Source organism: Massilia sp. BGA-UO-ETr-WB1 (genome assembly GCF_059567845.1).
Genome location: NZ_JCAQOT010000025.1, coordinates 239624 through 264708, shown reverse-complemented (window position 1 = coordinate 264708; position 25085 = coordinate 239624). Strand labels below are relative to the sequence as shown.

Here is a 25085-nt window from a genome sequence, read left to right as displayed (position 1 = left end):
TCCTGTTGTTACGCCAGCGCTTCGGCAGCGCCGCGCTGTTCCTTGTCCATATACTCGCGCGACTGCATTTCCACGATGCGCGACACGGTGCGGTGAAATTCGTTGGCCAGCATGCCGCTAGTGTACAGCTCCTCCGGCTCCACTTCGGCCGACATGATGAGCTTGACCTTCTGGTCGTAGAACACGTCGATCAGCCAGGTGAAGCGGCGCGCCTCGGACGACATGCCGGCCGACATCATCGGTATGCTGGACAATATCACGGTATGGAACTGGCTGGCGATCTCCAGGTAGTCGTTCTGCGAGCGCGGGCCGCCGCACAGGGTGGCAAAGTCGAACCAGATGATGGTGCCGGCGCGGCGCAGCGCGCGGATCTGGCGGCTTTCGATGGTCACGTGCGGATCGTCGTCGGCGGTCTCGGCGATGCGGGCGTAGGCGGCGCGCAGCGCGGCGTCGGTGTCGGCCCCCAGCGGCGTGTAATAGGAGTCGACCTGCTCCAGCGCGCGGCCGCGGTAGTCCACGCCGGCGTCCACGTTCATCACGTCCATCCTGGCCTTCAGCAGCGCGATGGTGGGCAGGATGCGGTCGCGGTGCAGGCCGTCCGGGTACAGCAGTTCCGGGTCGTAGTTGGAGGTCATGATGAAGGACACGCCGTTGTCGAACAGCGCCGACAGCAGGTTGTACATGATCATGGCGTCGGCCACGTCGGAGATGTGGAATTCGTCGAAGCAGATCAGGCGGTATTTCTTGGCCACCTTGCGGGCGACTTCCTCCAGCGGATTGGCCACGCCTTTGAGCTCGTCGAGCTGGCGGTGGATGTCGCGCATGAATTCGTGGAAGTGCAGGCGCGTCTTGCGCACCAGCGGCACCACCGAGTAGAAGCTGTCCATCAGGAAGGACTTGCCGCGCCCTACCCCGCCCCACATGTACACGCCGCGCGGCACGTCCGGACGGTTGATGAAGCGCTTGAAGCTGTTCGAGCGCTGGGCTTTGTAGTCCACCCACTCGTCGTAGCAAAGCTGCAGGCGGTCGACGGCGCGCTGCTGCGCGGCGTCGGCCTTGAAATCGCGCTGCGTCAGCGCGTGCTGGTAGAACTCTTGGACGTTCATGATGGTGTCGCTTGATGGTGTCACTTTAAGCGGCCGGTTTAAACGGCAAAAGGCCGGACGGCGCGTGCGCGCCCGTCCGGCCGTGGAAGCACTACCTTAGAAGTTCAGCGTGCGCTTGTCGATGGCCAGCGCGGCTTCTTTGGTTGCTTCGGACAGCGATGGGTGGGCGTGGCAGATACGGGCGATGTCTTCGGCCGATGCCTTGAACTCCATCGCCACCACGGCTTCGGAGATCAGCTCGGAAGCCATCGGTCCGATGATGTGGACGCCCAGGATTTCGTCGGTCTCGGCGTGCGCCAGGAACTTGACCATGCCCGAGGTGTCGCCCAGCGCGCGCGCGCGGCCGTTGGCCAGGAACGGGAAGGTGCCTGCCTTGTAGGGCGTGCCGTCGGCTTTGAGCTGCTGCTCGGTGCGGCCTACCCACGCGATTTCCGGCGAGGTGTAGATCACCCAGGGAATCGTGTCGAAGTTGGTGTGGCCGTGCTGGCCGGCGATACGCTCGGCAACCGCCACGCCTTCTTCTTCGGCTTTGTGCGCCAGCATCGGGCCGCGCACCACGTCGCCAATCGCCCATACGTTCGGCAGGTTGGTCTTGCAGTCGCCGTCGACGGCGATGAAGCCGCGCTCGTCCAGCGCCAGGCCGGCCTTGTCGGCGCCCAGGCCGTTGGTGTTCGGGGTGCGGCCGATCGACACGATCAGCTTGTCGAACACGGCGGTCACTGCTTCGCCCTTGGCGTCGTTGTACTCGACGGTGACGTTGTCGGCGCCCTTGGTGACGCTGTTGATCTTGCAGCCCAGCGAAATCTTCAGGCCCTGCTTGGTGAACAGCTTGTTGGCTTCCTTGGCGATCTGCTCGTCCACGGCGCCCAGGAAGGTCGGCAGGCCTTCCAGCACGGTCACTTCGGAACCCAGGCGGCGCCATACGGAACCCATTTCCAGGCCGATCACGCCGGCGCCGATCACGCCCAGCTTGGCCGGCACGGCGTCGATCGCCAGTGCGCCGGTGTTCGACAGGATCAGTTTTTCGTCGAAGTCCGCGCCCGGCAGCGCGCGCGCGTTGGAGCCGGTGGCCACGATGACTTGCTTGGCGTTGATGGTCTCAGGCGCCTTGCCGGTGATGGCGATCGGGTAGCCGTCGGCGGTCGCCGCGCCTTCGAAGGCTGCGCGGCCGTGGAAGAAGGTGACCTTGTTTTTCTTGAACAGGAACAGGATGCCGTCGTTGTTCTGCTTGACCACGGTGTCCTTGCGCTTGACCATCTGGCCCAGGTTCAGCGACAGGCCGGACACGTCGATGCCGTGTTCCTTGAAGGAGTGGCCGGCGTGCTCGTAGTGCTCGGACGACTGCAGCAGCGCTTTCGATGGGATGCAGCCGACGTTGGTGCAGGTGCCGCCGGGTGCAGGGCCGCCCTTTTCGTTGCTCCACTCGTCCACGCAGGCGACGGAGAAGCCCAGCTGCGCTGCGCGGATTGCGGCGATGTAGCCGCCAGGACCGGCGCCGATAACGACGACGTCAAATTGTTTGTTGCTCATTGTTTTGTATTCCTAGTGAATTTGGCTTGTTACGTTTCGTCCGGGACGAAAATCCATAGAAGCAGGTAAATCACCAGCCCGAAGCCGAAGCAGATCGTAAACAGCGTGAAGACCAGGCGCCAGATCCACGATTCCATGCCGGACACTTTGCCCAGGCCGCCGCACACGCCGCCCAGCCAGCGGTCGCTGCGCGAGCGGCGGAAGCGGTTGAATTCGCTGGCGAAGTCGCCGGAGCCGTTGTCCTTGCTGAGCGACACCGGCGTGGTGTCGAGCAGCTTCTGTTTGGCGCGGGCGAATTCTTCGTCGCTCAGCGCGCCAGCCTGGTTGAGTTCATGCAACCGCTTGATTTCTTCGGAAACGCTCATCAACACCTCGGGCTAAGGGCTGCCCGGCCTCGGAATCGAGGCCGGGGTATTACCGGTGAATTACAGGTCCAGCAGCAGGCGCGCTGGATCTTCCAGTGCTTCCTTCATGGCCACCAGGCCCAGCACGGCTTCGCGGCCGTCGATGATGCGGTGGTCGTAGGACATTGCCAGGTAGTTCATAGGACGGATCACGATCTGGCCGTTTTCCACCACAGCGCGGTCCTTGGTGGCGTGCACGCCCAGGATGGCCGATTGCGGCGGGTTGATGATCGGGGTCGACAGCATGGAGCCGAAGGTGCCGCCGTTCGAAATCGAGAAGGTGCCGCCGGTCAGGTCTTCCAGGGTCAGCTTGCCTTCTTTTGCTTTCGCGCCGAATTCGCCGATTTTCTTCTCGATGTCGGCAATGCTCATCTGGTCCGCGTTGCGCAGGATAGGCACCACCAGGCCGCGCGGCGAACCCACTGCGATACCGATGTCGAAGTAGCCGTGGTAGACGATGTCGTTGCCGTCAACCGACGCGTTGATGATCGGGTACTTTTTCAGGGCGGCCACGGCTGCCTTGACGAAGAAGGACATGAAGCCCAGCTTGACGCCGTGCTCTTTTTCGAACTTGTCTTTGTACTTGTTGCGCAGGTCCATCACAGGCGCCATGTTCACTTCGTTGAACGTGGTCAGGATGGCGTTGGTCGACTGCGATTCCACCAGGCGCTCGGCGATACGTGCGCGCAGACGGCTCATCGGCACGCGCTCTTCAGGACGCTCGCCCAGGTTAGGCGCGGCCGGCGCGGCGACTTTTTGCAGCGCCGGCTTGGCGGCGGCCGGGGCCAGCGGTGCTGGGGCGGCTGGCTTCGGTGCGGAGGCTGCTGCCAGGGCGTCGCCCTTGGTCACGCGGCCGTCTTTGCCGGAACCGGCAACGTCGGAAGCGGCCAGGCCGGCTTCGGACAGGATCTTGGCGGCGGCCGGCATGGCCACGTCGCCTTTCGAACCACCGGTAGCGGCGGCGGCAGCTGGTGCAGCGGCGGCAGGTGCAGCAGCAGCGGCGGCTGGAGCCGAAGGCGCGGCGCCTGCGGTGGCTTCGGTATCAATGATGGCAATAACCTGGTCGGCAACCACGGTGGCGCCGTCCGGCTGGATGATCTGAACGATCACGCCCGCTGCAGGCGCTGGCAGTTCCAGTACCACTTTGTCGGTTTCGATGTCGATCAGGTTCTCGTCGCGCGCGACGGCTTCGCCGACTTTCTTGTGCCAGGTGAGCATGGTCGCTTCAGCGACGGATTCCGACAGTTGTGGGACTTTAACTTCGATTTGTGCCATGAAAAAACTCCGTATTTTGTATTCTTTGATGCCCTTCGCCTGGGCCACATGCCTCGGCGAAGGGCGGACCTATTACTTGGTCAGGAGCCGTGCGGCTCGCACGGCGCCCTTGACTTATTTCGTCAGGATGAAGCCCTTCAGCTTCGAGAACGCGGTTTCCAGCAGGTCTTTTTGCTGCGCGTAGTGCTTGTCGTAGTAACCGACGGCTGGCGATGCCGAGGCCGGACGGCCTGCGTATGCCAGACGCTGGCCTGCGTCCATGCTTTCGAAGATGTTGTGCTGGATCTGGAACCAAGGGCCTTGATTCTGCGGCTCGTCCTGGGCCCATACCACTTCCGCCAGGTTCGGGAACTTCTTCAGTTCAGCAGCGAACGATTTGTGCGGGAACGGATACAGCTGCTCCACGCGCACGATGGCGGTGTCGGTCTGGCCGCGCGTTTTGCGCGCGTTGACCAGATCGTAGTAAACCTTGCCCGAGCAGGCGATCACGCGCTTGACCTTCTTGGCGTCGATCTTCTCGTCCACTTCGCCGATCACGGTCTGGAACGCGCCTTTCGACAGTTCGCTCAGCGGCGAGCCGGCGTCCTTGTTGCGCAGCAGCGATTTCGGGGTCAGGATGACCAGCGGTTTGCGGAACTGGCGCACCATCTGGCGGCGCAGCAGGTGGAAGATCTGCGACGCGGTGGTCGGCTGCACCACTTGCATGTTGTTGTCTGCGCACAGCTGCAGGAAACGCTCCGGACGCGCGGACGAGTGCTCAGGACCCTGGCCTTCGTAACCGTGCGGCAGCATCATCACCAGGCCGGAAGCGCGGCCCCACTTCACTTCGCCGGAGCTGATGAACTGGTCGATCACAACCTGCGCGCCGTTGACGAAGTCGCCGAACTGGGCTTCCCAGATGGTCAGCGTGTTTGGTTCTGCGGTCGAGTAGCCGTATTCGAAGCCCAGAACGGCTTCCTCGGACAGCACGGAGTCGATCACGGTGAACGGCGCCTGCGATTCGGACACGTTCTGCAGCGGCACGTAGGTGCCTGCGTCCCAACGCTCGCGGTTCTGGTCGTGCAGCACGGCGTGGCGGTGCACGAAGGTGCCGCGGCCGGCGTCCTGGCCGGTCAGGCGCACGGCGTAGCCGGACGATACCAGCGAGGCGTAGGCCAGGTGTTCGCCCATGCCCCAGTCCAGGTTCACTTCGCCACGGCCCATGGCGGCGCGGTCGGCCAGTACCTTCTCGACCAGCGAGTGCACCTTGAAGCCTTCCGGCACGGTGGTGATGCGGGTGGCCAGGCGTTTCAGTTCGGTCGACGGTACGGCGGTGTCGGCGGAGTCGGTCCACTTGCGGTTCAGGAACGGCAGCCAGTCGACGGCGTACTTGTTCTTGAAGTTGGAGATCACCGGATCGACGGTGTGCTTGCCGGCGTCCATGGCGTCGCGGTAGGCGGCCACCATCTTGTCGCCGCCATCGGCGGCGATCACGCCCTGCGCGCTCAGCTTGTCGGCGTACAGGCGGCGGGTGCCCGGGTGGGTGGCGATCTTCTTGTACATCAGCGGCTGGGTCAGCGCTGGCGTGTCCTGCTCGTTGTGGCCCAGTTTGCGGTAGCAGATGATGTCGACCACGATATCTTTCTGGAACTGCAGGCGGTAGTCCATGGCGATCTGCGATGCCAGCACCACGGCTTCAGGATCGTCGGCGTTCACGTGCAGCACCGGCGCTTCGATCATCTTGACGACGTCCGAGCAGTAGATGGTGGAGCGCGCGTCGCGCGGATCGGAGGTGGTGAAGCCGATCTGGTTGTTGATCACGATGTGAACCGTGCCGCCGGTGCCGTAGCCACGGGTCTGCGCCAGGTTCAGGGTTTCCATCACAACGCCCTGGCCTGCGAAGGCGGCGTCGCCGTGCACCAGGATAGGCAGCACTTGCGCGCCGGCTGCGTCGCCGCGGCGGTCCATGCGGGCCTTGACGGAACCTTCAACCACCGGGTTGACGATTTCCAGGTGCGACGGGTTGAACGCCAGCGACAGGTGGACCGGGCCGCCTGCGGTGGAGATGTCCGACGAGAAGCCCTGATGGTATTTCACGTCGCCGGCCGGCAGGTCGTCGCCATGCTTGCCTTCGAATTCTTCGAACAGGTCTTTAGGCGCCTTGCCCAGGGTGTTGACCAGTACGTTCAGGCGGCCGCGGTGGGCCATGCCGATAACGATCTCCTGCACGCCTTTTTCGCCGGCGCGCTGGATGATTTCGTCGATCGAGGCGATGAACGTTTCGCCGCCTTCCAGCGAGAAGCGCTTCTGGCCGACGTACTTGGTGTGCAGATAGCGTTCCAGGCCTTCAGCTGCCGTCAGGCGCTCAAGGATGTGCTTTTTCTTCTCTGCGGTGAAATTCGGGGTGGAGCGGATCGATTCCAGGCGCTCCTGCAGCCAGCGCTTTTCGGCCGGGTCGGAGATGTACATGTATTCCGCGCCGATGGAGCGGGTGTAGGTGTCGCGCAGGAAGTTGGTCAGGTCGCGCAGGGTCGCGGTTTCAGGACCGAAGTAGGTGTTGCTGATGTTGAAAACGGTGTCCAGGTCGGCATCGGTGAAGCCGTAGAAGCTCGGTTCCAGTTCCGGGATCGATGGACGTTCCTGGCGCTGCAGCGGGTCCAGGTTGGCCCAGCGCGAACCCAGGTAGCGGTAGGCGGCGATCAGCTGGGTGGCTGCCACGCGTTTGCGGCCCATTTCAGCGTCGGCGGAAGCGACCACGGTGCGGATCGGGCCGGCTTTGGCGCGTTCTGCGAAAGAGGCGATCACGGAGGCGTGGGCGACGTCCGGCTTGTTGGAGCCGTCGACTGCCGGCACGTGCTGCATGGAATCGAAGTACGCGCGCCAGTTATCGGGCACGGAACCTGGGTTGTCGAGATAGGCTTCGTACAGTTCTTCAACGTACGGTGCATTCCCACCGAACAGGTAGGAGTTGGACGACTGCTGCTGCATCATATTGCTCACCTTTCTTCGCGCTTCGCGAGATTAGCGGGTTAATCTAACCTTCCGCGACACGGCCTGACCGGTTAGCGGATTGCACATCAAGTTGTGGGGAAGGACTCGGTAATACGGTAGTCAAAAAAAAAACGGTCGCTAAGGATAGCACGCGGTATTGTGTTCGAACAACCATACAAACACGAAAAATTGCGGGATAGGCAGGGTGTCAATCATGTCTTTTCCATAATTGGCATGGTGGCGGCGAGCCAGGCGGGGTCGTGCGCGAACCAGTCCAGCAGGTGGTCCAGCATGGCGCGCAGGGCCGGCGGCATGTGCTCGCGCGAGGTGTAGATGCCGTAAATGCCCATCTGCTGCGGACGCCAGGCGGGCAGCAATTCCACCAGCTGGCCCGAGGCCAGCAGCGGCGCGGCGGCAAAGCGCGGCTGCAGGGCCACGCCGGCGCCCTCCACCGTGGCCGCCAGCAGCGCCATCGATTCGTTGGCCGACAGGTTGCCGCTGACCGGGATCTGCAGCTGCCCGCCGCCGCCGGCAGGCGGATCGAAACGCGGATCGAAACGCCAAATGCTCTTGCCGAAATAGCTATATGTCAGGCAGTTGTGCTGCGCCAGCCCGGCCGGCTGCCGCGGCGCGGGGCGCCCGGCCAGGTAGGACGGCGCGGCCACCACCACCGATTCGCAGTCGCCCAGGCGGCGCGCGATCATGTTCGGCTCCAGGCCGTTGGTGATGCGGATGGCCAGGTCGATGCGCTGCTCCACCAGGTTGACGGCGCGGTTGTCCACCTGCAGATCGATGGCGGTGCGCGGGTGGCGCCGCAGGAACTCCGCCACCGCGCCGGCCAGCGCGGTCTGCGCCAGCGAGTGCGAGCTGGCGATGCGCAGCAGGCCGTGCGGCGCGTCCGGGTCGCCGCCGGCATGCATGCCGGCCGCCAGGGCCAGCATTTCGCGGCAGCGCGCCAGCGTCACCTCCCCCGCCGCCGTCAGGCTGACGCGCCGCGTGGTGCGGTGCAGCAGGCGCGCCCCGCACCATTCTTCCATCTCGGCCAGGTAGCGCGTGACCATGGCGCGCGACATGTCCAGCGCGTCCGCCGCCGCGATCATGCTGCCCCGTTCCGCGATCTCCTTGAATACCTGCGCCGCCGTCAGCCTGTCCATGATTCGTCCGATTCATGCAATTGAGAGTTGCAATTTACACTGTTTTTCAGATGAATGGATCAGCCTACACTGGCTTCATCAACTTCTCATCAAGGACTTCACCATGATCAAGCAGACCATCGCCGCCGCAGCCCTCGCCGCCGCAACTTCCGCCGCTTCCGCCGCGCCGCTGACGCTGGAAGTATTCAATCCCGGCGAATCCGCCATTTTCCCGGTTGCCTCGGTGCTGGTAAAAGGCCAAAAGGACGCCGTATTAATCGACGCCCAATTCTCGCGCGGCGAAGCGCAAAAACTGGTGCAGCAGATTAAAGCCAGCGGCAAACGCCTGACCACGGTTTACGTCAGCCACGGCGATCCCGATTTCTATTTCGGCCTGGACGTGATTAAAAGCGCTTTCCCGGACGCGAAAATAGTCGCCACACCCGCCACCGTCGCAGCCATGGAGAAAAAGGCCGCGGCCAAGGTTGCCTACTGGGGTCCTATCCTGAAAGAGAATGCGCCGCAATCCATCGTCATGCCGCAAGCGCTGCAGGGCGACACCATTAAACTGGAAGGCGAAAGCCTGAAAATCGAAGGGTTGAATGGCGCGACGCCGGACCGGACTTTCGTCTGGATTCCTTCTATTAAAGCGGTAGCCGGCGGCGTTGTATTATTCAAGGGCCTGCACGTGTGGACTGCCGATACGCAAACCGTTGAATCGCGCCGGCAATGGCTGTCCACGCTGGACCGTATTGCCGCCCTGAAACCGATTACCGTGGTGCCCGGCCATTTCGCTCCCGGCGCAGCGATGACGCCGGACAGCATCAGCTACACCGCGGATTATCTGCGCAAGTTTGAAACCGCCATTCCGCAGTCGGCCGATTCCGCCGCCTTGCTCGCCGCCATGAAAACCGCCTACCCGGCCGCCGGCCTGGAAAGTGCACTGCAGATCAGCGCCAAGGTCGCAAAAGGCGAAATGAAGTGGTAATTCCGGGCACTTTATGCCAGCTTCTGGCTTGATCATGCCAGAGCCGTGCATGAATCGGCATGCTGGAGGCAGCGCGGAGTGATAGACTCTGCGTTTTCCCAGCACGAGCGCGACATGCAAACCCTGGAACAACTGCGCGCCGGCCAATTGCGCGGCGCGCGGCGCCTGAAACTGGCCTGCGGCCTGACTGAATTCCCCGGCGAGATTTTCGATCTGGCCGATACGCTGGAGATTCTCGATCTGTCCGGCAACTCCCTCGCTTCCCTGCCTGCCGAATTGCCGCGCCTTTCCCGGCTGCGGATTATCTTCTGTTCGGACAATCAATTTACCGAGCTGCCGGACATATTGGGCGCCTGCCCCGAACTGACCATGGTCGGTTTCAAAGCCAACCGCATTGCCGCCGTTTCCGGCCATGCCCTGCCCGAAAAACTGCGCTGGCTCATATTGACGGACAATCAGATCAGCGAATTGCCGCCCGAAATAGGCAGCCGGCCTTTGCAGAAACTGATGTTGGCCGGGAATAAGCTGAGCGCCCTGCCCGCCGAAATGGCGGCATGCGAAAAACTGGAGTTATTGCGCATTTCGGCTAATAAATTAACCAGCTTGCCGGCATGGCTGCTGAAATTGCCGCGCCTGAGCTGGCTGGCGTATGCCGGCAATCCGTTTTGCGCGGACGCTGAAACGCGGGCGGCTGAAAATCAGATTGCGCAAATACCGTGGAATCAGCTGGTTTTGCAAAATAAACTGGGCGAAGGCGCATCGGGCCAGATTTATCGCGCGCAACACCTCGGCGTTCCCGTCGCCGTGAAACTATACAAAGGCGCGGTGACCAGCGACGGCCTGCCCGATTGCGAAATGGCGGCCTGCATCAGCGCCGGCGCGCACGCCAGCCTGGTGCCGGTGCTGGGCAAAGTGCCCGACCACCCGCCAGCAACCCAGGCCCTGGTGATGCCGCTGATTTCACCCGAGTTCGTCAACCTGGCCGGCCCGCCCAGTCTGGACAGCTGCACGCGCGACGTCTACCCGGACGGCAAGCGCTTCCCGGCCGAAGCCGCGCTCGCCATCGCGCATGGTGTGGCCTCGGCGGCGCGCCATTTGCACGCGCGCGGCATCATGCACGGCGACCTGTACGGGCACAACGTGCTGCACTGCGGCGAAGGCCGGACCCTGCTGGGTGACTTCGGCGCGGCCTGCTTCCATGAGCCCGGCTCGCCCCAGGCCGCCGCCCTGGAACGCCTCGAAGTGCGCGCCTTCGGCTGCCTGCTGGAAGAACTGCTGGAACGCTGGGACGCGCCCGTGCCGGCGCAGTTGGCCCGGCTGCGCGACGACTGCCTGCAGGCCGACACCGCATCCCGGCCGCTGTTCCACGCCCTTGAGCAGCGGCTGCAATCATTCCTAGACAATCCGTTCTAGATATTTTATTCTAGATCCCATGACGACCACCGCCCCGCCCAAACCGACCGCCTCCGAACTGGAGATGCTGCGCCTGCTGTACGCGCTCGGCCCCGCCACCGCCAGGCAGGTGCATGCCGCCGCCGTGGAAACGCGGCCGGAGATGAACTACGCCACCGTGCTGCGCCTGCTGCAGGTGATGCACACCAAGGGCCTGCTGGCGCGCGACGAAAGCCAGCGCGCCCACGTCTACGCCCCGCTGCAGGAACAGGAATCGGTGCAGACCAGCCTGCTGAAAGAGCTGATCCACAAAGCTTTCTCCGGTTCCGGCAAGGCGCTGGTGCTGGCAGCCCTGCGCGGCGGCCATGTCACGCCCAAGGAACGCGCGGAAATCCAGGCCCTGCTGGATAAAGAGCAATAAGCGGGCAATAGGGGGGCAATAAGCGGCAATCAGCGGCAATCAGCTCCGTTTTCCGCCGAGCCCGGCGAACGCCTCAGCATTTCGGCGGTCTATCCAGTAGTTGTCCCTACTGGAGGATTCCCATGCGCACCAATCTGCCCACCGAACTGGCCGCCTTTCTCATTGGCGGCGGCGCCATCAAGAGCTGGAATCCCGGCTGCCAGCAACTGCTCGGCCACAGCGAGGCGGACGCGCTCGGCCAGCCGGCCGACCTCCTGCTGGCGCCGCCCGCCGAAGACGCCGCCACGCTGCGCAGCCCACCGGCCGAGGTGGCCCGGGCCGAGTTCGAGCTGGGCCGTGCCGACGGCAGCCGCGCGCGCTATGAAATCCGCCTGTTGCCCCAGCACTGCCACGCCGGCCAGGGCGACTGCGTGGCCCTGGTGGCGCCCGCGCCCACGCCGCCGAGCGAACGCCAGCTGGTGGGCGCGCTGGAGCTGGAATCGCTGATGAGCTTGGGCAGCAATAACTTCTGCGTCATCAACAGCAGCGGGCGCCTGGTGCTGTGGAACCGGCAGATCGAACAGACCACCCAGCTCACCGGCGAGGAACTGGCGGCCGCGCACGTCACCGACATGTTCGCCGAGCAACACCGGCCAATGGTGCTGCAACGCTTGCAGGAAGCCCTGGAGCAGGACTCCGAGCTGCAGCTCGAGTGCGACATGCTGGCCAAGGACGGCCGCACCACGCCCCACCTGTTCGCCGTCAACCGCTTCCGCCTGGCGAACCAGTACTACATCTTCTGCCTGGGCATGGACATTACCGCGCGCCGCCGCGACGAAGAAACGCTGCGCCTGCGCGAGCGCGCGCTGCACGCCACCAGCAACGGCGTGGTCATCACGCGCTGCGCCGGCGGCAACAACCCTATCGAGTACGTCAACCCCGCCTTCGAACAGATCACCGGCTACAGCGCCGCCGAGGCGATCGGCAACGATTCGCGCTTCATGGCCGCGCCCGGCCTGGACGAGGCCGAGCGCGCCCAGCTGCGCGCCGCCATCGCCGCCGAGCGCGAAATCAACGTGGTGTTCCGCAACCTGCGCAAGAACGGCGAGCTGTTCTGGAACGACCTGACCGTCACCCCGGTGCGCAACGAGCGCGGCCAGGTCACCCACTTCATCGGCGTGATCAACGACGTCACGGCCATGAAACAGCGCACTTCGCTGCTGGAACACGAGGTCAACCACGATCCGCTGACCGGCCTGGCCAACCGCAACCTGCTGTGGGACCGGCTAGAACAGGCGCTGCATGCGGCCCAGCGCAACAAGACGCTGGTGGCGGTGGTGCTGGTGGACTTGAACAAGTTCAAGCAGATCAACGACACGCTGGGCCACGAGGCGGGCGACGAGGTGCTCAAGCTGGTGGGACGGCGCCTGCAGGCGGCGGTGCGCGACAGCGACACGGTGGCGCGCCTGAGCGGCGACGAGTTCGTGCTGGTGCTGACCGAGCAACCCTCGCTGCGCTTCACGCTGCGCATGATCCAGCGCCTGCGCAGCAGCATGGACAAGCCTTTACTGTTCGACAACAAGGACGTCACGGTCGGCGCCGCCATGGGCGTGAGCATCTACCCGCACGACGGCGGCAGCGCGCTCGACCTGGTGCGCGCCGCCGACGTGGCCATGTACGACGCCAAGAGCGGCGGCATGGAAGACGTGCGCTTCTTTTCGGCCGAGATGCGTTCCAGCACCGAGGCCAAGCAGAGGCTGGAAACGGACATGCGCAACGCGGTCGCCAACAACGAGGTGTTTCTGGTTTACCAGCCGCGCTGGTCGCTGCGCAGCGGCCAGGTGGTGGGCATCGAGGCGCTGTTGCGCTGGCGACACCCGGAGATGGGCGTGCTGCTGCCGACCGCCTTCCTGGCCGACGCCGAGGAAAACGGCCTGATCCTGCCGCTGGGCACCTGGGTGCTGGAACATGCCTGCGCCATGCTGGCGCGGCTCGCCAGCCTCGGCCACGACGAGCTGCCGCTGTCGGTGAACGCGTCCTACCGCGAGTTCATCCAGGACGACTTTCTGGCCAACATAAGCGCCATGCTGCAGCGCCACGGCGTGGCGCCGCACAATTTCGAACTGGAACTGCGCGAGGAACACCTGATGCGCAATCCCCACTTGAGCAGCGACGTGGCCGACGGCTGCCGGGAGCTGGGCATCCGGCTGGCGGTGGACGACTTCGGCGCCGGCGCCAGCAATCTGACCTATCTGCAAAGCCTGCCGATCAGCCAGCTCAAGATGACGCGCTCGTCGGTGCACGCGATCTGCCCCCAGACGCGCACCGGCCGGCTGGCCAAGACCTTGATCGACATCGGCCACAACATGGGCCTGGAAATGGTGGGCGAAGGCGTGGAAACCGAGCTGCAGCGCAGCTTCCTGAAGCAGTCCGGCTGCGACCACGCCCAGGGCCATGTGCTGTGCGCGCCGCTGAGCGCAGGCAAGCTGGAGCAGTTGCTGGCCGGCAGCACGACCGCCGCCGTGTGTCATCCGCGCGACGAAGATTAAGCCAGGCCAGCACAACCGCGCGCCGCCGCGCCGTGCTTGCGATAAACTAGTCGATTGCAAGATACTATGCAATACCCAACAGTCAGGCCTTTCCTGCCGTCAACGGCAAGGTGATAGGGGGCAATATGCAAGGGAGCGAGCAGGTGGCGGCCCAACGGTTCGGTGCGGCTTCATTGAAGGACGTCATCGAGCTGCTGGCCGACGCGTTCTACGTGCTTGACGAAGCGGGTCAATTTGTCCTCTGGAATCACCGCGTTGAGCTGGCCACCGGGCTGGCGCCACAGCATCTGCGGGCCATCCACATGCTGGACCTGTTCCACCCCGACGACCGGCCCGCGGTCACGCGCGCCTTCTGCAGCGCTTTCCAGGACAACGCCCCGGTCCACATCGAAGCCCGCCTGCAGTGCGGGGCCGCCGCGGTTCCCTACCTGTTCTGCGCCGGGCGCATGCAAGCCGCCGGCGGCACCTACCTGCTCGGCACCGCCGTCAACCTGTCCAGCGTCCAGCACCGCGGCGAACTGGCCGAGCTGCGCGACCGGGCCCTGCACGCGGCCAGCAACGGCATCGTCATCACGCGCTGCAGCGGCAAGGACAATCTGATCGAGTACGTCAATCCGGCATTCGAACGCATCACCGGTTACAGCCGGCAGGAGATACTGGGCCACGACTCCCGTTTCATGGCGGCCGACGAGCAGGATGCGGCGCAACGCGCCGAGCTGGCTGCCGCGATTGCGGACAACCGGCCCGTCACCGTGGTGCTGCACAATGTGCGCAAGAACGGCGAGCGGTTCTGGAACCGCCTGTCGGTGACGCCGGTGTCCGACGCCCACGGCCATGTCACGCACTTCATCGGCATCATCGAGGACATCACCGAGCTGAAGGAGCGCACCGCCCAGCTCGAGCACCAGGTCACGCACGACCCGCTGACCGGCGTGGCCAACCGCACCCTGCTGCGCGACCGGCTGGAGCATGCGCTGCATGCGGCGCGGCGCAGCGGCCACCTGGTGGCGGTGGTGCTGCTGGACCTGAACAAGTTCAAGGAGATCAACGACAGCCTGGGGCACGACGCCGGCGACCACGTGCTGTGCATGGTGGCGCAGCGCCTGCAGTCCGCGCTGCGCGACAGCGACACCGTGGCCCGCCTGGGCGGCGACGAATTCGTGCTGGTGCTGGCCGAACAGCCCTCGCTGCGCTTCACGCTGCGCATGATAGAACGCATCCGCGCCGCCCTGGCCGACGAGCTGCAGTTCGAGAGCCAGAACCTGCCGGTCGGCGCCAGCATGGGCGTGGCGGTCTACCCCAACGATGGCGACAACTTCAGCGTGCTGCTGCGCGCAGCCGACGCCGCCATGTACAAGAGCAAGAGCGGCAGTCCCAACGCGGTGCACTTCCATTCGCCCGACATGGCCAGCGCCTCGGACGCGCGGCGCCGCATGGAGCAGGCGCTGCGCGAAGCGCTCGACGGCGACAGCCTGTACCTGAAATACCAGCCCAATGTCTGCCTGCGGACCGGGCGCATCGTCGGGGTGGAAGCGCTGCTGCGCTGGCGCCACCCGCAGCTGGGCGAACTGCTGCCGGCCATGTTCCTCAACGAAGCCGAGGAGAACGGCCTGATCGTGCCGCTCGGGCGGCGCGTGCTGGAGGACGTGTGCGGCACCATCAAGCGGCTAAGCCAGCTGGGTTACGCCGGCCTGCCGGTCACGATGAACGCCTCGTACCGCGAATTCGGCCAGTACGACTACCTGCCCCACATTGCGCGCACCGTGGCGCGCCACGGCATCGACCCGGCCTGCCTGGAACTGGAACTGCGCGAAACGCAGCTGATGCGCAACCCGGACGTGGCGCGGCGCCTGAGCGCCGGCGTGCACGAAATGGGCCTGCGGATGGCGATGGACGAGTTCGGCGGCGGCGCCTCCAACCTGACCTGCCTGCGCGCGCTGCGGCTGGACCAGCTGAAGATGGCGCCGGCGCCGGTGCGCGAAATCGGCGCGCAGGGCCTCAGCGGCGCGCTGGCCAAAACCATGCTCGACATCGGCCGCAACCTGGAGATCAAGGTGGTGGCCACAGGGGTCGAGACCCGCGCCCAGCGCGACTTCCTGGCCCACCACGGCTGCGCCAGCATGCAAGGGCACTACGTCAGCCAGCCGCTGACGCGCCCCAACTTCGAACACTGGCTGCGGCAGCGCGCATAAAAAAAAAGCGAGCCGAAGCTCGCTTTTTTGTTGTGCTGCCAAAGACCGGCGATTAACGCTTGTCCAGCGGCGGCACGTCGCGGGTGGTGGCGCCGACGAACAGCTGGCGCGGACGGCCGATCTTCTGTTCTGGATCGGCAATCATCTCGTTCCACTGGGCGATCCAGCCGATGGTGCGGGCCATGGCGAAGATACCGGTGAACAGCGACACTGGAATGCCCAGCGCGGACTGCACGATGCCCGAGTAGAAGTCCACGTTCGGGTACAGCTTGCGCGAGACGAAGTATTCGTCGTTCAGTGCAATCTTTTCCAGTTCCATGGCCAGCTTGAACAGCGGGTCGTCCTGCAGGCCCAGCTCTTCCAGCACTTCGTGGCAGGTTTCGCGCATCAGCTTGGCGCGCGGGTCGAAGTTCTTGTACACGCGGTGACCGAAGCCCATCAGCTTGACGCCGGAGTTCTTGTCTTTCACTTGCGCGATGAAGGCAGGGATGTTCTCGACCGAGCCGATTTCCTTCAGCATGGTCAGCGCCGCTTCGTTGGCGCCGCCGTGGGCAGGGCCCCACAGGCAGGCGATACCGGCAGCGATACAGGCGAACGGGTTGGCGCCCGACGAACCGGCCAGGCGGACGGTCGAGGTCGATGCGTTCTGCTCGTGGTCGGCGTGCAGGATCAGGATGCGGTCCAGCGCGCGCACCAGCACGTCGTTGACTTTGTATTCTTCGCACGGATTGCCGAACATCATGCGCATGAAGTTGGCGCTGTACGACAGGTCGTTGCGCGGGTACACGAACGGCTGGCCGATCGAGTACTTGTAGGCCATGGCGACCAGGGTCGGCATCTTGGCGATCAGGCGGATGGCCGACACTTCACGGTGCTTGGCATCGTTGATGTCCAGCGAATCGTGGTAGAACGAGGCCAGCGCGCCGACGGTGCCGACCAGCACCGACATCGGGTGCGCGTCGCGGCGGAAGCCGCGGAAGAAGAATTGCATCTGCTCGTGGACCATGGTGTGCTTGGTCACGGTGTCGACGAATTTGGCCTTCTGCTCGGCGTTCGGCAGTTCGCCGTTCAGCAGCAGGTAGCACGACTCCATGAAGTCGGCGTTCACGGCCAGCTGTTCGATCGGGTAGCCGCGGTACTGCAGCTCGCCCTTGTCGCCGTCGATGTAGGTGATCGACGAGTTGCACGCTGCGGTGGACATGAAGCCCGGATCGTAGGTGAACTTGCCGGTGCCGGCGTACAGTTTGCGGATGTCGATGACGTCCGGGCCGACCGTACCCTTGTAGATAGGGAACTCGACCGATTGGCTGCCGTCAGAGAACGACAGTGTAGCTTTGTTGTCAGAGATGTTCATGGACTCTTCCTTCTTGGAGAGATGCGGCTTATTAAAAAAACTTCTAAAACTTTCCGGCGGCGCGGGCGGCCCGGGGACCGCCCTTGCGCAGATCAGGCGAGACGCAATCGTTGCAGCAGTGCGTGCACATGCGGCAGATCGATCTCGCCTTCCGGCTCTGCGCGAGCCAGCACCAGATCCATCAGCGCATTGTCCGACAAGTCGAGGAGCCGCGTGAACGCGTCCACTTCCTCGTCGGTCAATTCGGTTTCATGCGCATCGAGGAAACGAGTCAGGATGATATCGTTTTCCAGCAATCCCCGGCGTGCGCGCCAGCGCAGGCGCGCACGGTTTGCCGGGTCGGCCTGATGCGCAGGCTTTTCCATTTCGGTCATGTCGGGCAGTATCAGATCGCGCGGCGAACCATCAGTTCCTTGATCTTGCCGATCGCCTTGTTCGGGTTCAGACCTTTAGGGCAGACGTCGACGCAGTTCATGATCGAGTGGCAGCGGAACAGGCGGTACGGGTCTTCCAGGTTGTCCAGGCGCTGGCCGGTGGCTTCGTCGCGCGAGTCGGCGATGAAGCGGTAGGCTTGAAGCAGGCCGGCAGGACCGACGAACTTGTCCGGATTCCACCAGAACGACGGGCACGAGGTCGAGCAGCACGCGCACAGGATGCACTCGTACAGGCCGTCGAGTTCTTCGCGTTCGGCAGGCGACTGCAGGCGCTCTTTCTCGGGCGGGATCGAATCGTTGATCAGGAACGGCTTGATCGAATCGTACTGCTTGAAGAACTGGGTCATGTCGACGATCAGGTCGCGGATCACCGGCAGCCCTGGCAGCGGACGCAGCACGATAGGCTCGGTCAGCTCGTTCAGGTTGGTGGTGCAGGCCAGGCCGTTCTTGCCGTTGATGTTCATCGCGTCCGAGCCGCACACGCCTTCGCGGCACGAGCGGCGCAGCGACAGCGAGTCGTCGACGTCGGACTTGATGCGCTGCAGCGCGTCCAGCAGCATCTTGTCGGTGTCTTTCAGTTCAACCGTCAGGTCCTGCATGTACGGCTTGGCGTCCTGGTCCGGATCGTAGCGGTAAATCTTGAATTTGAGAGTGCGTGGCATGGTAATGAGCCCTAGCTTAGAAAGTACGTGGTTTCGGCTTGAAGGTATCGACCGTCAGCGGCTTGGTGACGACAGCCTTGTATTCCAGGCGGTTGCCTTCCGAATACCACAGGGTGTGCTTCATCCAGTTGTCGTCGTCGCGGTTCGGGAAATCGCTGTGCGCGTGGGCGCCGCGCGATTCCTTGCGCGCTACTGCCGAGGTGATGGTCGCTTTCGCCGTTTCGATCAGGTTGTCCAGCTCCAGCGCTTCCACGCGGGCGGTGTTGAACACCTTGGACTTGTCCTTGAACGACACGTGCTTGCGGCGCTCGTCGAGCACCATGATTTCCTTGGCGCCCTGCACCAGCAGCTCGTCGGTGCGGAACACGCCGCAGTACTTCTGCATCGTGGCGCGGATGTCGTTGGCGACGTTCTGCACTTTTTCCGAGCCGGTCGAGGTTTCCAGCTTGTTCAGGCGCGACATGGCGTAGTCGGAGGCGTCCTTCGGCAGCGGCTTGTTCTCTTTCTGCTTCAGGTTCGACGCCACCACGTGGTTGCCGGCCGCGCGGCCGAACACCACCAGGTCGAGCAGCGAGTTGGTGCCCAGGCGGTTGGCGCCGTGCACCGATACGCAGGCGCATTCGCCGATGGCGTACAGGCCGTTGACCACTTTCTGGGTGCCGTCGCCGTTCGGCGTGACCACCTGGCCGTGGATGTTGGTCGGGATGCCGCCCATCTGGTAGTGGATGGTCGGAACCACAGGAATCGGTTCCTTGGTGGCGTCCACGTTGGCGAACTTGTGGCCGATTTCCAGGATCGACGGCAGGCGCTTGGCGATGGTGTCGGCGCCGATATGGCGCAGGTCCAGCATCACGTGGTCCTTGTTCGGACCGCAGCCGCGGCCTTCCTTGATTTCCTGGTCCATCGAGCGCGACACGAAGTCGCGCGGCGCCAGATCCTTTAGCGTCGGCGCGTAGCGCTCCATGAAGCGTTCGCCTTCCGAGTTGATCAGGATGCCGCCTTCGCCGCGCACGCCTTCGGTGATCAGCACGCCCGCGCCGGCCACGCCGGTCGGGTGGAACTGCCAGAATTCCATGTCCTGCAGCGGCAGGCCGGCGCGTGCCGCCATGCCCATGCCGTCGCCGGTGTTGATGAAGGCGTTGGTCGATGCGGCGAAGATGCGGCCTGCGCCGCCGGTGGCGAAGATGGTGGTCTTCGCTTCCAGGATCATCGTCTCGCCGGTTTCCATTTCCAGTGCCACCACGCCCACCACGTCGCCTTCGGCGTCGCGGATGATGTCGAGCGCCATCCACTCAACGAAGAAGTGGGTGCGGGCGCGCACATTCCGTTGATAGAGCGTATGCAGCAGCGCGTGGCCGGTGCGGTCGGCCGCGGCGCAGGCGCGCTGCACGGCTTTCTCGCCGAAGTTGGCGGTGTGGCCGCCGAACGGACGCTGGTAGATGGTGCCGTCCGGATTGCGGTCGAACGGCATGCCGAAGTGTTCCAGCTCGTAGACCACCTTCGGTGCTTCGCGGCACATGAACTCGATGGCGTCCTGGTCGCCCAGGTAGTCGCCGCCCTTGACGGTGTCGAACATGTGCCAGAACCAGTTGTCCTCGGCCATGTTGCCCAGCGAGGCGCCGATGCCGCCTTGCGCCGCCACGGTGTGCGAGCGGGTTGGGAACACTTTCGACAGCACGGCCACGTTCAGGCCGGCTTCCGCCAGTTGCAGGGAGGCGCGCATGCCGGAACCGCCGGCGCCAACGATGACCGCGTCAAAGCGGCGGGTAGGGATTGCAGTTTTGATAGCTGCCACGATTACACACTCCAGAGTATTTGTACCGACCACACGGCGCAGCCAACCAGCCAGCCGATGGTGATGATTTGCAGCGTCAGACGGAGGCCCACGGCTTTCACGTAGTCCATCCAGATGTCGCGCATGCCTACCCAGGCGTGGTAGAACAGGCCGAACAGGGTCACCGCGGTGAACAGCTTGAACCACTGCTGGGCGAACAGGCCGGCCCAGCCTTCGTACGAGAAGTTGCTGCCGGTGAGGAAGCAGATCAGCAGAACGGCGGTGTAGACCACCATCAGTACCGCGGTCACGCGCTGGGCCAGCCAGTCGCGCACGCCGTAGCCGGCGCCGACGACCAGGCGCTTAGGTCCGATATTGTTGTTTGCCATGTCAGAATACTCCAAACAGTTTCAGTGCGACCAGGGCGGTCAGCGCCAGGCTGATGACCAGCACGGTGGCTGCCGACTTGCGCGCCGAGTCTTTATCCAGGCCCACGTGGGTGTCCATGATCAGGTGGCGCACGCCGGCGCAGAAGTGCTGCATATAGCCCCACACCAGCGCCAGGATGACCAGCTTGACGAACCAATGCGAGGCGATGCCCTTGAAATGCTCGAAAGAGATCTCAGATAACAGGCTCTTCTCCAGCAGGTACAGCACCACTGGCAGCAGCGCGAACATCAGGAAACCGGAAATGCGGTGCAGGATGGACACTACGCCGGCGAGCGGCAGGCGGTAGTTGGACAATTCAGTGACGTGGATATTGCGAAATTGCGGCCGTTCTTTTTTTGGTGCTTCTCTTACGGCTTCTGACATGACGAGACCTCCCTATACGTAATGCTAAATTTGTGAGACTGCGATTTTCGCCGATTTTCGCAGTTCAGACCAATATGTATTGTTACATATAACCAAAATTATGTTTTGTCGTAGCCGACTTTTGCAAAATGTGCAAGGTGGCGTGTTATTAGCGCAACATCGCCCGGCAGGCGTCCGGGCAGCGCGTCTCCCTTATCTGGTTACTGCTTAGTTCAAATCGTTCTGGTAATGATGCCGTTCGGTCGAATAGAGGCCACGGCGCAGCTCCACCGGCTTGTCGCCGTAGGTGAAGGAGACGCGTTCGGCCATCAGCAAGGGAGTGCCTTGCGCGACCTGCAGCAGTGCGGCGGCGCCCTCGTCGGCGCAGCAGGCACGGATTTTCTCGGCGGCGCGTATCATGCGGGTGCCGAACTCGGATTCGAACAGGCCGTACATCGGCCCCTTGTACTCGACCAGCCGCTCGGCGGTCAGTCCCTTGAAGATCAGGCCGGGCAGCCACAGCTCCTCGACGATGGTGGGCATGCCGTCGAAGGACTGCACGCGCTTGATGAACACCACGGCGTCGCCGGACTTGAGCTCCAGCAGGCGCGCCACGTCGGCGGGCGCGCGGGTGCGCTTGACTTCGATGAACTTCGATTCCGGGTAGTGCGGCACGCCCTCGTCGGGCATCAGCCGCAGGAATCGGAAATGGGCGCGCGCCTCGTGGTGGGTGGACACGAAAGTGCCCTTGCCCTGCTTGCGCATCACCAGGTTTTCCGCCGCCAGTTCGTCGATGGCCTTGCGCACCGTGCCCTGGCTGACCTTGAAACGCGCCGCCAGCTCCACTTCGCTCGGTATCAGCTCGCCCGGCTTCCACTCGCCCGACTGCAGGCTTTGCGTGATCAGGGCCTTGATCTGCTGGTACAGCGGGGAAAAGGTGGGGGATGGGGCAACTGCGGGCGCTACTGCGGGCGCCGCTGAAGGCGCAACCGAAGAGGTGGCGGAGGCGGCGGGGGCCGGCGTCGGGCTGACCGTGCCGCTCGCGGCGGTGCCATTGTTGGTCAGGTTGGACGGGGCGGAATTCATAGACCCGGATTTCACCACAAAAGCCCGGCCCCGTCCAGCAAAACACGATAACTTATCTGTCTTATATAAGACATAAGATATGATTGACAGAAGCGGCAGACCGGCCTACACTCGGCGGCGGCGTTCCTCCTGGCCTTCGCGCGTCCGCGCGCGCAGGAACAAGAAGAGCATAGTCCCTGCACCGGTCAAAGGCAAACGATAAACCTTGCCGGTTTTGGTATCATTACAGTTTTCCGCAAGCGTAGGCCCAGCTTCAAGATCGTTTTCTATTCCACTTTGGAGATTCATCATGGCTAAAACCCCAATGCGTGTTGCCGTAACCGGCGCCGCCGGTCAGATCGGCTATTCCCTGCTGTTCCGCATCGCCAACGGCGACATGCTGGGCAAAGACCAGCCGGTCATCCTGCAACTGCTTGAAATCGCTGACGAAAAAGCGCAAAAGGCGCTCAAAGGCGTCATGATGGAAATCGACGATTGCGCGTTCCCGCTGCTGGCCGGCATGACCGCCCACTCCGACCCGCTGACCGCCTTCAAGGACGCCGACGTGGCCCTGCTGGTAGGCGCCCGTCCGCGCGGCCCGGGCATGGAACGCAAGGACCTGCTGGAAGCCAATGCCCAGATCTTCACCGTGCAGGGCAAGGCGCTGGACGCCGTCGCTTCGCGCAACGTGAAAGTACTGGTGGTCGGCAACCCGGCCAACACCAACGCCTACATCGCCATGAAATCGGCGCCGTCGCTGCCGGCCAAGAACTTCACCGCCATGCTGCGCCTGGACCACAACCGCGCGCTGTCGCAAGTGGCTGCCAAGACCGGCACCCAGGTGAAAGACATCGAGAAGCTGTGCGTATGGGGCAACCACTCGCCGACCATGTACGCCGACTACCGTTTCGCCACCGTTGACGGCAAATCCGTCAAGGACCTGATCAACGACCAGGAATGGAACGCCAACACCTTCCTGCCGACCGTGGGCAAGCGCGGCGCCGCCATCATCGAAGCGCGCGGCCTGTCGTCGGCCGCTTCGGCCGCCAACGCCGCCATCGACCACGTGCGCGACTGGGTACTGGGCACCAACGGCAAGTGGACCACCATGGGCATCCCTTCGGACGGCTCCTACGGCATCCCTGAAGGCACCATGTTCGGCTTCCCTGTCACCACCGCGAACGGCGAGTACACCATCGTTCAAGGCCTGGAAATCGACGCGTTCTCGCAAGAGCGCATCAACATCACGCTGAAGGAACTGACCGAAGAGCGTGAAGGCGTGAAACACCTGCTGCCATAACCGGCATACCTGGCTATGGAACCGGTTAAACCGACCATACGCCGCACCCGCCGCACTGCCGAGAGCAGTGCGGCGGTTCCGTCTGCGCCCGCCGCGGCATCCCCCGCATCAACATCCACCGCATCCACCGCCACCGCCTCAACATTTCCCCCTACCCGCATGCATCCATCCGAGGTTTTATTCCAGGGCACGCGCCAGCCGCTGCTTTTGCCGGCCTGCGACCACTACGCCGGCTCCGAAAAGCTGATGCGCAAATCGATTGCCTTGCAACAAGAACTTGGGCCCCTGTTCGACATCACGTTCGACTGTGAAGACGGCGCCTCCGCCGGCAACGAGGAAGCGCACGCGCGCCTGGTGGCCGAGCTGCTGCTCAGCGACGACAACAAGTTCAACCGCATCGGCGCGCGCATGCACGACCTGCACAGCCCGCACTTCGAGCGCGACGTGGAGATCATCTGCGGCAGCGCGGCGCACAAGCTGGCCTACGTGGTGCTGCCCAAGCCGGACAGCGTGCAGGAAGTGCTGCGCGCCATCGACATCATCAACACCCACGCGCAGAAGGCCGGCCGCGCCGGCGCCTCGCCGCTGCCGGTGCACGTGCTGATCGAAACCCACGGCGCGCTGCACGACGTGCACGCCATTGCCGCCCTGCCCCAGGTCGAGTGCCTGTCGTTCGGCATCATGGACTTCGTGTCCGGCCACTACGGCGCCGTGCCGGGCAACGCCATGCGCACGCCGGGCCAGTTCACGCACCCGCTGGTGGTGCGCGCCAAGCTGGAGATCGCCGCCGCCTGCCACGCGCACGGCAAGGTGCCGTCGCACAACGTGACCACCGAGATCAAGGATCCGGCCGTGGTGGCCAACGACGCCCAGCGCGCCGCCGCCGAGTTCGGCTTTACGCGCATGTGGAGCATCCACCCGAACCAGATCAAGCCGGTGATCAAAGCCTTCACGCCGCGCCTGTCCGAAGTCAACGAGGCGACCCATATCCTGCAGGACGCCGAGCGCGCGCAGTGGGGTCCGATCTCGCAAAACGGCCGCCTGCACGACCGCGCCAGCTACCGCTACTACTGGACCGTGCTGCAGCGCGCACGCCTGGCGGGCCTGGCGCTGCCGGAAGCGGCCGCCGCCCTGCTCACCCCTGTCGAACCCGCAACGGAAACAAACTGATGTCCATCTCCAAATTATTCATGGCCTGCAGCATGGCGCTGGCCTCGCTGACCCTGTGCCTGGCGCCGGCCGCGCAGGCCGCAATCGCCGAACCGAAGGCCGAAGCCAAGAAACCGGCCGCCAAGGCCAGGAAATCCACCGCCAGGAAAGGCGCCGCAGCAGCCGCTGCCGCCGCTCCTGTCGCCATGACGGCCGAGGAAGCCGAAGAAGCCAACGAGCCCGGCGTGGAAGGCTCCACCGTGGTCGACTTCGACTGCGAGCTGGGCAACAAGATCACCATCTACCAGAATGCCGGCGACGACAACTACATCGCCTTGCGCTGGAAGAAACGCCTGCACCGCCTGAAGCGCGTGGGCACCAGCACCGGCGCGCACCGTTTCGAGAACAAGCTGTACGGCCTGATCTGGATCGGCATTCCCGCCAAGGGCATGCTGCTCGATTCCAAGCTGAACCGCCAGCTGGCCAACGAATGCCGCAACGCGGAGCAGCTGAAGCCGGCGGCCGCAGCAGCACCGGAAACTGCAGTACAAGGTTAAGTTTTAGTCCAAGGCAGTACTCGTAATATCAATAACAGACGATACCCACCGAAGGAGAG

At 63.9% G+C, this 25085-nt stretch carries 22 protein-coding genes; 8 read left to right on the top strand and 14 right to left on the bottom strand.

The window, feature by feature from the left end; genetic code table 11:
* Positions 1-8: 8 nt before the first annotated feature.
* The 6 genes from zapE to AC56DV_RS19300 all read right to left on the bottom strand — a co-directional run bounded on the left by zapE (position 9) and on the right by AC56DV_RS19300 (position 8439).
* Positions 9-1106, bottom strand: coding sequence for a cell division protein ZapE (gene zapE / locus AC56DV_RS19325; RefSeq protein WP_496315865.1), 1098 nt, complete (start codon positions 1104-1106; stop codon positions 9-11).
* Between the two features lie 96 nt (positions 1107-1202).
* Positions 1203-2636 (bottom strand): dihydrolipoyl dehydrogenase, encoded by a 1434-nt coding sequence (lpdA, locus tag AC56DV_RS19320; protein WP_496315864.1) that lies wholly within the window; start codon positions 2634-2636, stop codon positions 1203-1205.
* Between the two features lie 29 nt (positions 2637-2665).
* Positions 2666-3001: a PspC domain-containing protein gene (locus AC56DV_RS19315; RefSeq protein ID WP_496315863.1), complete on the bottom strand. Its 336-nt coding sequence runs from the start codon at positions 2999-3001 to the stop codon at positions 2666-2668.
* Between the two features lie 60 nt (positions 3002-3061).
* The gene (odhB, locus tag AC56DV_RS19310) at positions 3062-4315 is read right to left on the bottom strand and encodes a 2-oxoglutarate dehydrogenase complex dihydrolipoyllysine-residue succinyltransferase (RefSeq protein WP_496315862.1); all 1254 of its coding nucleotides are present in this window, start codon (positions 4313-4315) and stop codon (positions 3062-3064) included.
* A 114-nt stretch (positions 4316-4429) separates the two neighbouring features.
* Positions 4430-7285 (bottom strand): 2-oxoglutarate dehydrogenase E1 component, encoded by a 2856-nt coding sequence (locus AC56DV_RS19305; protein WP_496315861.1) that lies wholly within the window; start codon positions 7283-7285, stop codon positions 4430-4432.
* A gap of 212 nt (positions 7286-7497) precedes the next feature.
* A complete protein-coding gene (locus tag AC56DV_RS19300) occupies positions 7498-8439 on the bottom strand; it encodes a LysR family transcriptional regulator (RefSeq protein ID WP_496315860.1) in 942 nt (313 codons plus the stop codon).
* Positions 8440-8542: 103 nt separating this feature from the next.
* Between AC56DV_RS19300 and AC56DV_RS19295 the strand changes: the two genes are divergently transcribed.
* From AC56DV_RS19295 to AC56DV_RS19275, 5 genes are all read left to right on the top strand, one after another.
* Positions 8543-9406 carry an MBL fold metallo-hydrolase gene (locus AC56DV_RS19295; RefSeq protein WP_496316425.1) on the top strand — a complete coding sequence of 288 codons (864 nt, stop codon included), beginning with the start codon at positions 8543-8545 and terminating at the stop codon, positions 9404-9406.
* A 114-nt stretch (positions 9407-9520) separates the two neighbouring features.
* Entirely contained in the window at positions 9521-10819 is a 1299-nt protein-coding gene (locus tag AC56DV_RS19290) for a leucine-rich repeat-containing protein kinase family protein (protein WP_496315859.1), read from the top strand.
* Positions 10820-10838: 19 nt separating this feature from the next.
* Entirely contained in the window at positions 10839-11219 is a 381-nt protein-coding gene (locus tag AC56DV_RS19285) for a BlaI/MecI/CopY family transcriptional regulator (protein WP_496315858.1), read from the top strand.
* Positions 11220-11341: 122 nt separating this feature from the next.
* On the top strand, positions 11342-13747 hold the full coding sequence (locus AC56DV_RS19280; protein WP_496315857.1) for a sensor domain-containing protein: 2406 nt from the start codon (positions 11342-11344) through the stop codon (positions 13745-13747).
* Between the two features lie 125 nt (positions 13748-13872).
* Positions 13873-15939, top strand: coding sequence for a putative bifunctional diguanylate cyclase/phosphodiesterase (locus tag AC56DV_RS19275; RefSeq protein WP_496315856.1), 2067 nt, complete (start codon positions 13873-13875; stop codon positions 15937-15939).
* A 52-nt stretch (positions 15940-15991) separates the two neighbouring features.
* Here the strand turns inward: AC56DV_RS19275 and gltA are convergent, their stop codons facing one another.
* From gltA to AC56DV_RS19235, 8 genes are all read right to left on the bottom strand, one after another.
* Positions 15992-17293: a citrate synthase gene (gene gltA / locus AC56DV_RS19270; protein ID WP_496315855.1), complete on the bottom strand. Its 1302-nt coding sequence runs from the start codon at positions 17291-17293 to the stop codon at positions 15992-15994.
* A gap of 92 nt (positions 17294-17385) precedes the next feature.
* Complete coding sequence (locus tag AC56DV_RS19265) at positions 17386-17667, bottom strand: FAD assembly factor SdhE (protein WP_496315854.1); 282 nt, start codon at positions 17665-17667, stop codon at positions 17386-17388.
* A gap of 11 nt (positions 17668-17678) precedes the next feature.
* The gene (locus AC56DV_RS19260) at positions 17679-18389 is read right to left on the bottom strand and encodes a succinate dehydrogenase iron-sulfur subunit (RefSeq protein WP_496315853.1); all 711 of its coding nucleotides are present in this window, start codon (positions 18387-18389) and stop codon (positions 17679-17681) included.
* A gap of 16 nt (positions 18390-18405) precedes the next feature.
* Positions 18406-20184, bottom strand: a complete 1779-nt coding sequence (sdhA, locus tag AC56DV_RS19255) for a succinate dehydrogenase flavoprotein subunit (RefSeq protein ID WP_496315852.1) — start codon at positions 20182-20184, stop codon at positions 18406-18408.
* A gap of 2 nt (positions 20185-20186) precedes the next feature.
* A complete protein-coding gene (gene sdhD / locus AC56DV_RS19250) occupies positions 20187-20552 on the bottom strand; it encodes a succinate dehydrogenase, hydrophobic membrane anchor protein (RefSeq protein ID WP_496315851.1) in 366 nt (121 codons plus the stop codon).
* Between the two features lies 1 nt (position 20553).
* Complete coding sequence (gene sdhC / locus AC56DV_RS19245) at positions 20554-20976, bottom strand: succinate dehydrogenase, cytochrome b556 subunit (RefSeq protein ID WP_057155976.1); 423 nt, start codon at positions 20974-20976, stop codon at positions 20554-20556.
* 207 nt (positions 20977-21183) lie between these two features.
* The gene (locus AC56DV_RS19240; RefSeq protein ID WP_496315850.1) at positions 21184-22041 is read right to left on the bottom strand and encodes a GntR family transcriptional regulator; all 858 of its coding nucleotides are present in this window, start codon (positions 22039-22041) and stop codon (positions 21184-21186) included.
* 105 nt (positions 22042-22146) lie between these two features.
* The gene (locus tag AC56DV_RS19235) at positions 22147-22332 is read right to left on the bottom strand and encodes a hypothetical protein (RefSeq protein WP_496315849.1); all 186 of its coding nucleotides are present in this window, start codon (positions 22330-22332) and stop codon (positions 22147-22149) included.
* On the opposite strand from AC56DV_RS19235, the gene AC56DV_RS19230 reads away from it, so the two are divergent.
* The 3 genes from AC56DV_RS19230 to AC56DV_RS19220 all read left to right on the top strand — a co-directional run bounded on the left by AC56DV_RS19230 (position 22331) and on the right by AC56DV_RS19220 (position 25026).
* Complete coding sequence (locus tag AC56DV_RS19230; RefSeq protein ID WP_496315848.1) at positions 22331-23320, top strand: malate dehydrogenase; 990 nt, start codon at positions 22331-22333, stop codon at positions 23318-23320. The two genes, AC56DV_RS19235 and AC56DV_RS19230, sit on opposite strands and share 2 nt — an antisense overlap.
* 159 nt (positions 23321-23479) lie before the next feature.
* Positions 23480-24490, top strand: a complete 1011-nt coding sequence (locus AC56DV_RS19225; protein ID WP_496315847.1) for an HpcH/HpaI aldolase/citrate lyase family protein — start codon at positions 23480-23482, stop codon at positions 24488-24490.
* A complete protein-coding gene (locus tag AC56DV_RS19220) occupies positions 24490-25026 on the top strand; it encodes a hypothetical protein (protein WP_496315846.1) in 537 nt (178 codons plus the stop codon). Before AC56DV_RS19225 ends, AC56DV_RS19220 begins: the two co-directional genes overlap by 1 nt.
* Positions 25027-25085: the final 59 nt, after the last annotated feature.

Bases quoted from the DNA above. Each gene is read 5' to 3' on its own strand.
- zapE (WP_496315865.1), bottom strand. From the start codon at position 1,106: ATGAACGTCCAAGAGTTCTACCAGCACGCGCTGACGCAGCGCGATTTC.
- lpdA (WP_496315864.1), bottom strand. From the start codon at position 2,636: ATGAGCAACAAACAATTTGACGTCGTCGTTATCGGCGCCGGTCCTGGC.
- AC56DV_RS19315 (WP_496315863.1), bottom strand. From the start codon at position 3,001: ATGAGCGTTTCCGAAGAAATCAAGCGGTTGCATGAACTCAACCAGGCT.
- odhB (WP_496315862.1), bottom strand. From the start codon at position 4,315: ATGGCACAAATCGAAGTTAAAGTCCCACAACTGTCGGAATCCGTCGCT.
- AC56DV_RS19305 (WP_496315861.1), bottom strand. From the start codon at position 7,285: ATGATGCAGCAGCAGTCGTCCAACTCCTACCTGTTCGGTGGGAATGCA.
- AC56DV_RS19300 (WP_496315860.1), bottom strand. From the start codon at position 8,439: ATGGACAGGCTGACGGCGGCGCAGGTATTCAAGGAGATCGCGGAACGG.
- AC56DV_RS19295 (WP_496316425.1), top strand. From the start codon at position 8,543: ATGATCAAGCAGACCATCGCCGCCGCAGCCCTCGCCGCCGCAACTTCC.
- AC56DV_RS19290 (WP_496315859.1), top strand. From the start codon at position 9,521: ATGCAAACCCTGGAACAACTGCGCGCCGGCCAATTGCGCGGCGCGCGG.
- AC56DV_RS19285 (WP_496315858.1), top strand. From the start codon at position 10,839: ATGACGACCACCGCCCCGCCCAAACCGACCGCCTCCGAACTGGAGATG.
- AC56DV_RS19280 (WP_496315857.1), top strand. From the start codon at position 11,342: ATGCGCACCAATCTGCCCACCGAACTGGCCGCCTTTCTCATTGGCGGC.
- AC56DV_RS19275 (WP_496315856.1), top strand. From the start codon at position 13,873: ATGCAAGGGAGCGAGCAGGTGGCGGCCCAACGGTTCGGTGCGGCTTCA.
- gltA (WP_496315855.1), bottom strand. From the start codon at position 17,293: ATGAACATCTCTGACAACAAAGCTACACTGTCGTTCTCTGACGGCAGC.
- AC56DV_RS19265 (WP_496315854.1), bottom strand. From the start codon at position 17,667: ATGACCGAAATGGAAAAGCCTGCGCATCAGGCCGACCCGGCAAACCGT.
- AC56DV_RS19260 (WP_496315853.1), bottom strand. From the start codon at position 18,389: ATGCCACGCACTCTCAAATTCAAGATTTACCGCTACGATCCGGACCAG.
- sdhD (WP_496315851.1), bottom strand. From the start codon at position 20,552: ATGGCAAACAACAATATCGGACCTAAGCGCCTGGTCGTCGGCGCCGGC.
- sdhC (WP_057155976.1), bottom strand. From the start codon at position 20,976: ATGTCAGAAGCCGTAAGAGAAGCACCAAAAAAAGAACGGCCGCAATTT.
- AC56DV_RS19240 (WP_496315850.1), bottom strand. From the start codon at position 22,041: ATGAATTCCGCCCCGTCCAACCTGACCAACAATGGCACCGCCGCGAGC.
- AC56DV_RS19230 (WP_496315848.1), top strand. From the start codon at position 22,331: ATGGCTAAAACCCCAATGCGTGTTGCCGTAACCGGCGCCGCCGGTCAG.
- AC56DV_RS19235 (WP_496315849.1), bottom strand. From the start codon at position 22,332: ATGATGAATCTCCAAAGTGGAATAGAAAACGATCTTGAAGCTGGGCCT.
- AC56DV_RS19225 (WP_496315847.1), top strand. From the start codon at position 23,480: ATGCATCCATCCGAGGTTTTATTCCAGGGCACGCGCCAGCCGCTGCTT.
- AC56DV_RS19220 (WP_496315846.1), top strand. From the start codon at position 24,490: ATGTCCATCTCCAAATTATTCATGGCCTGCAGCATGGCGCTGGCCTCG.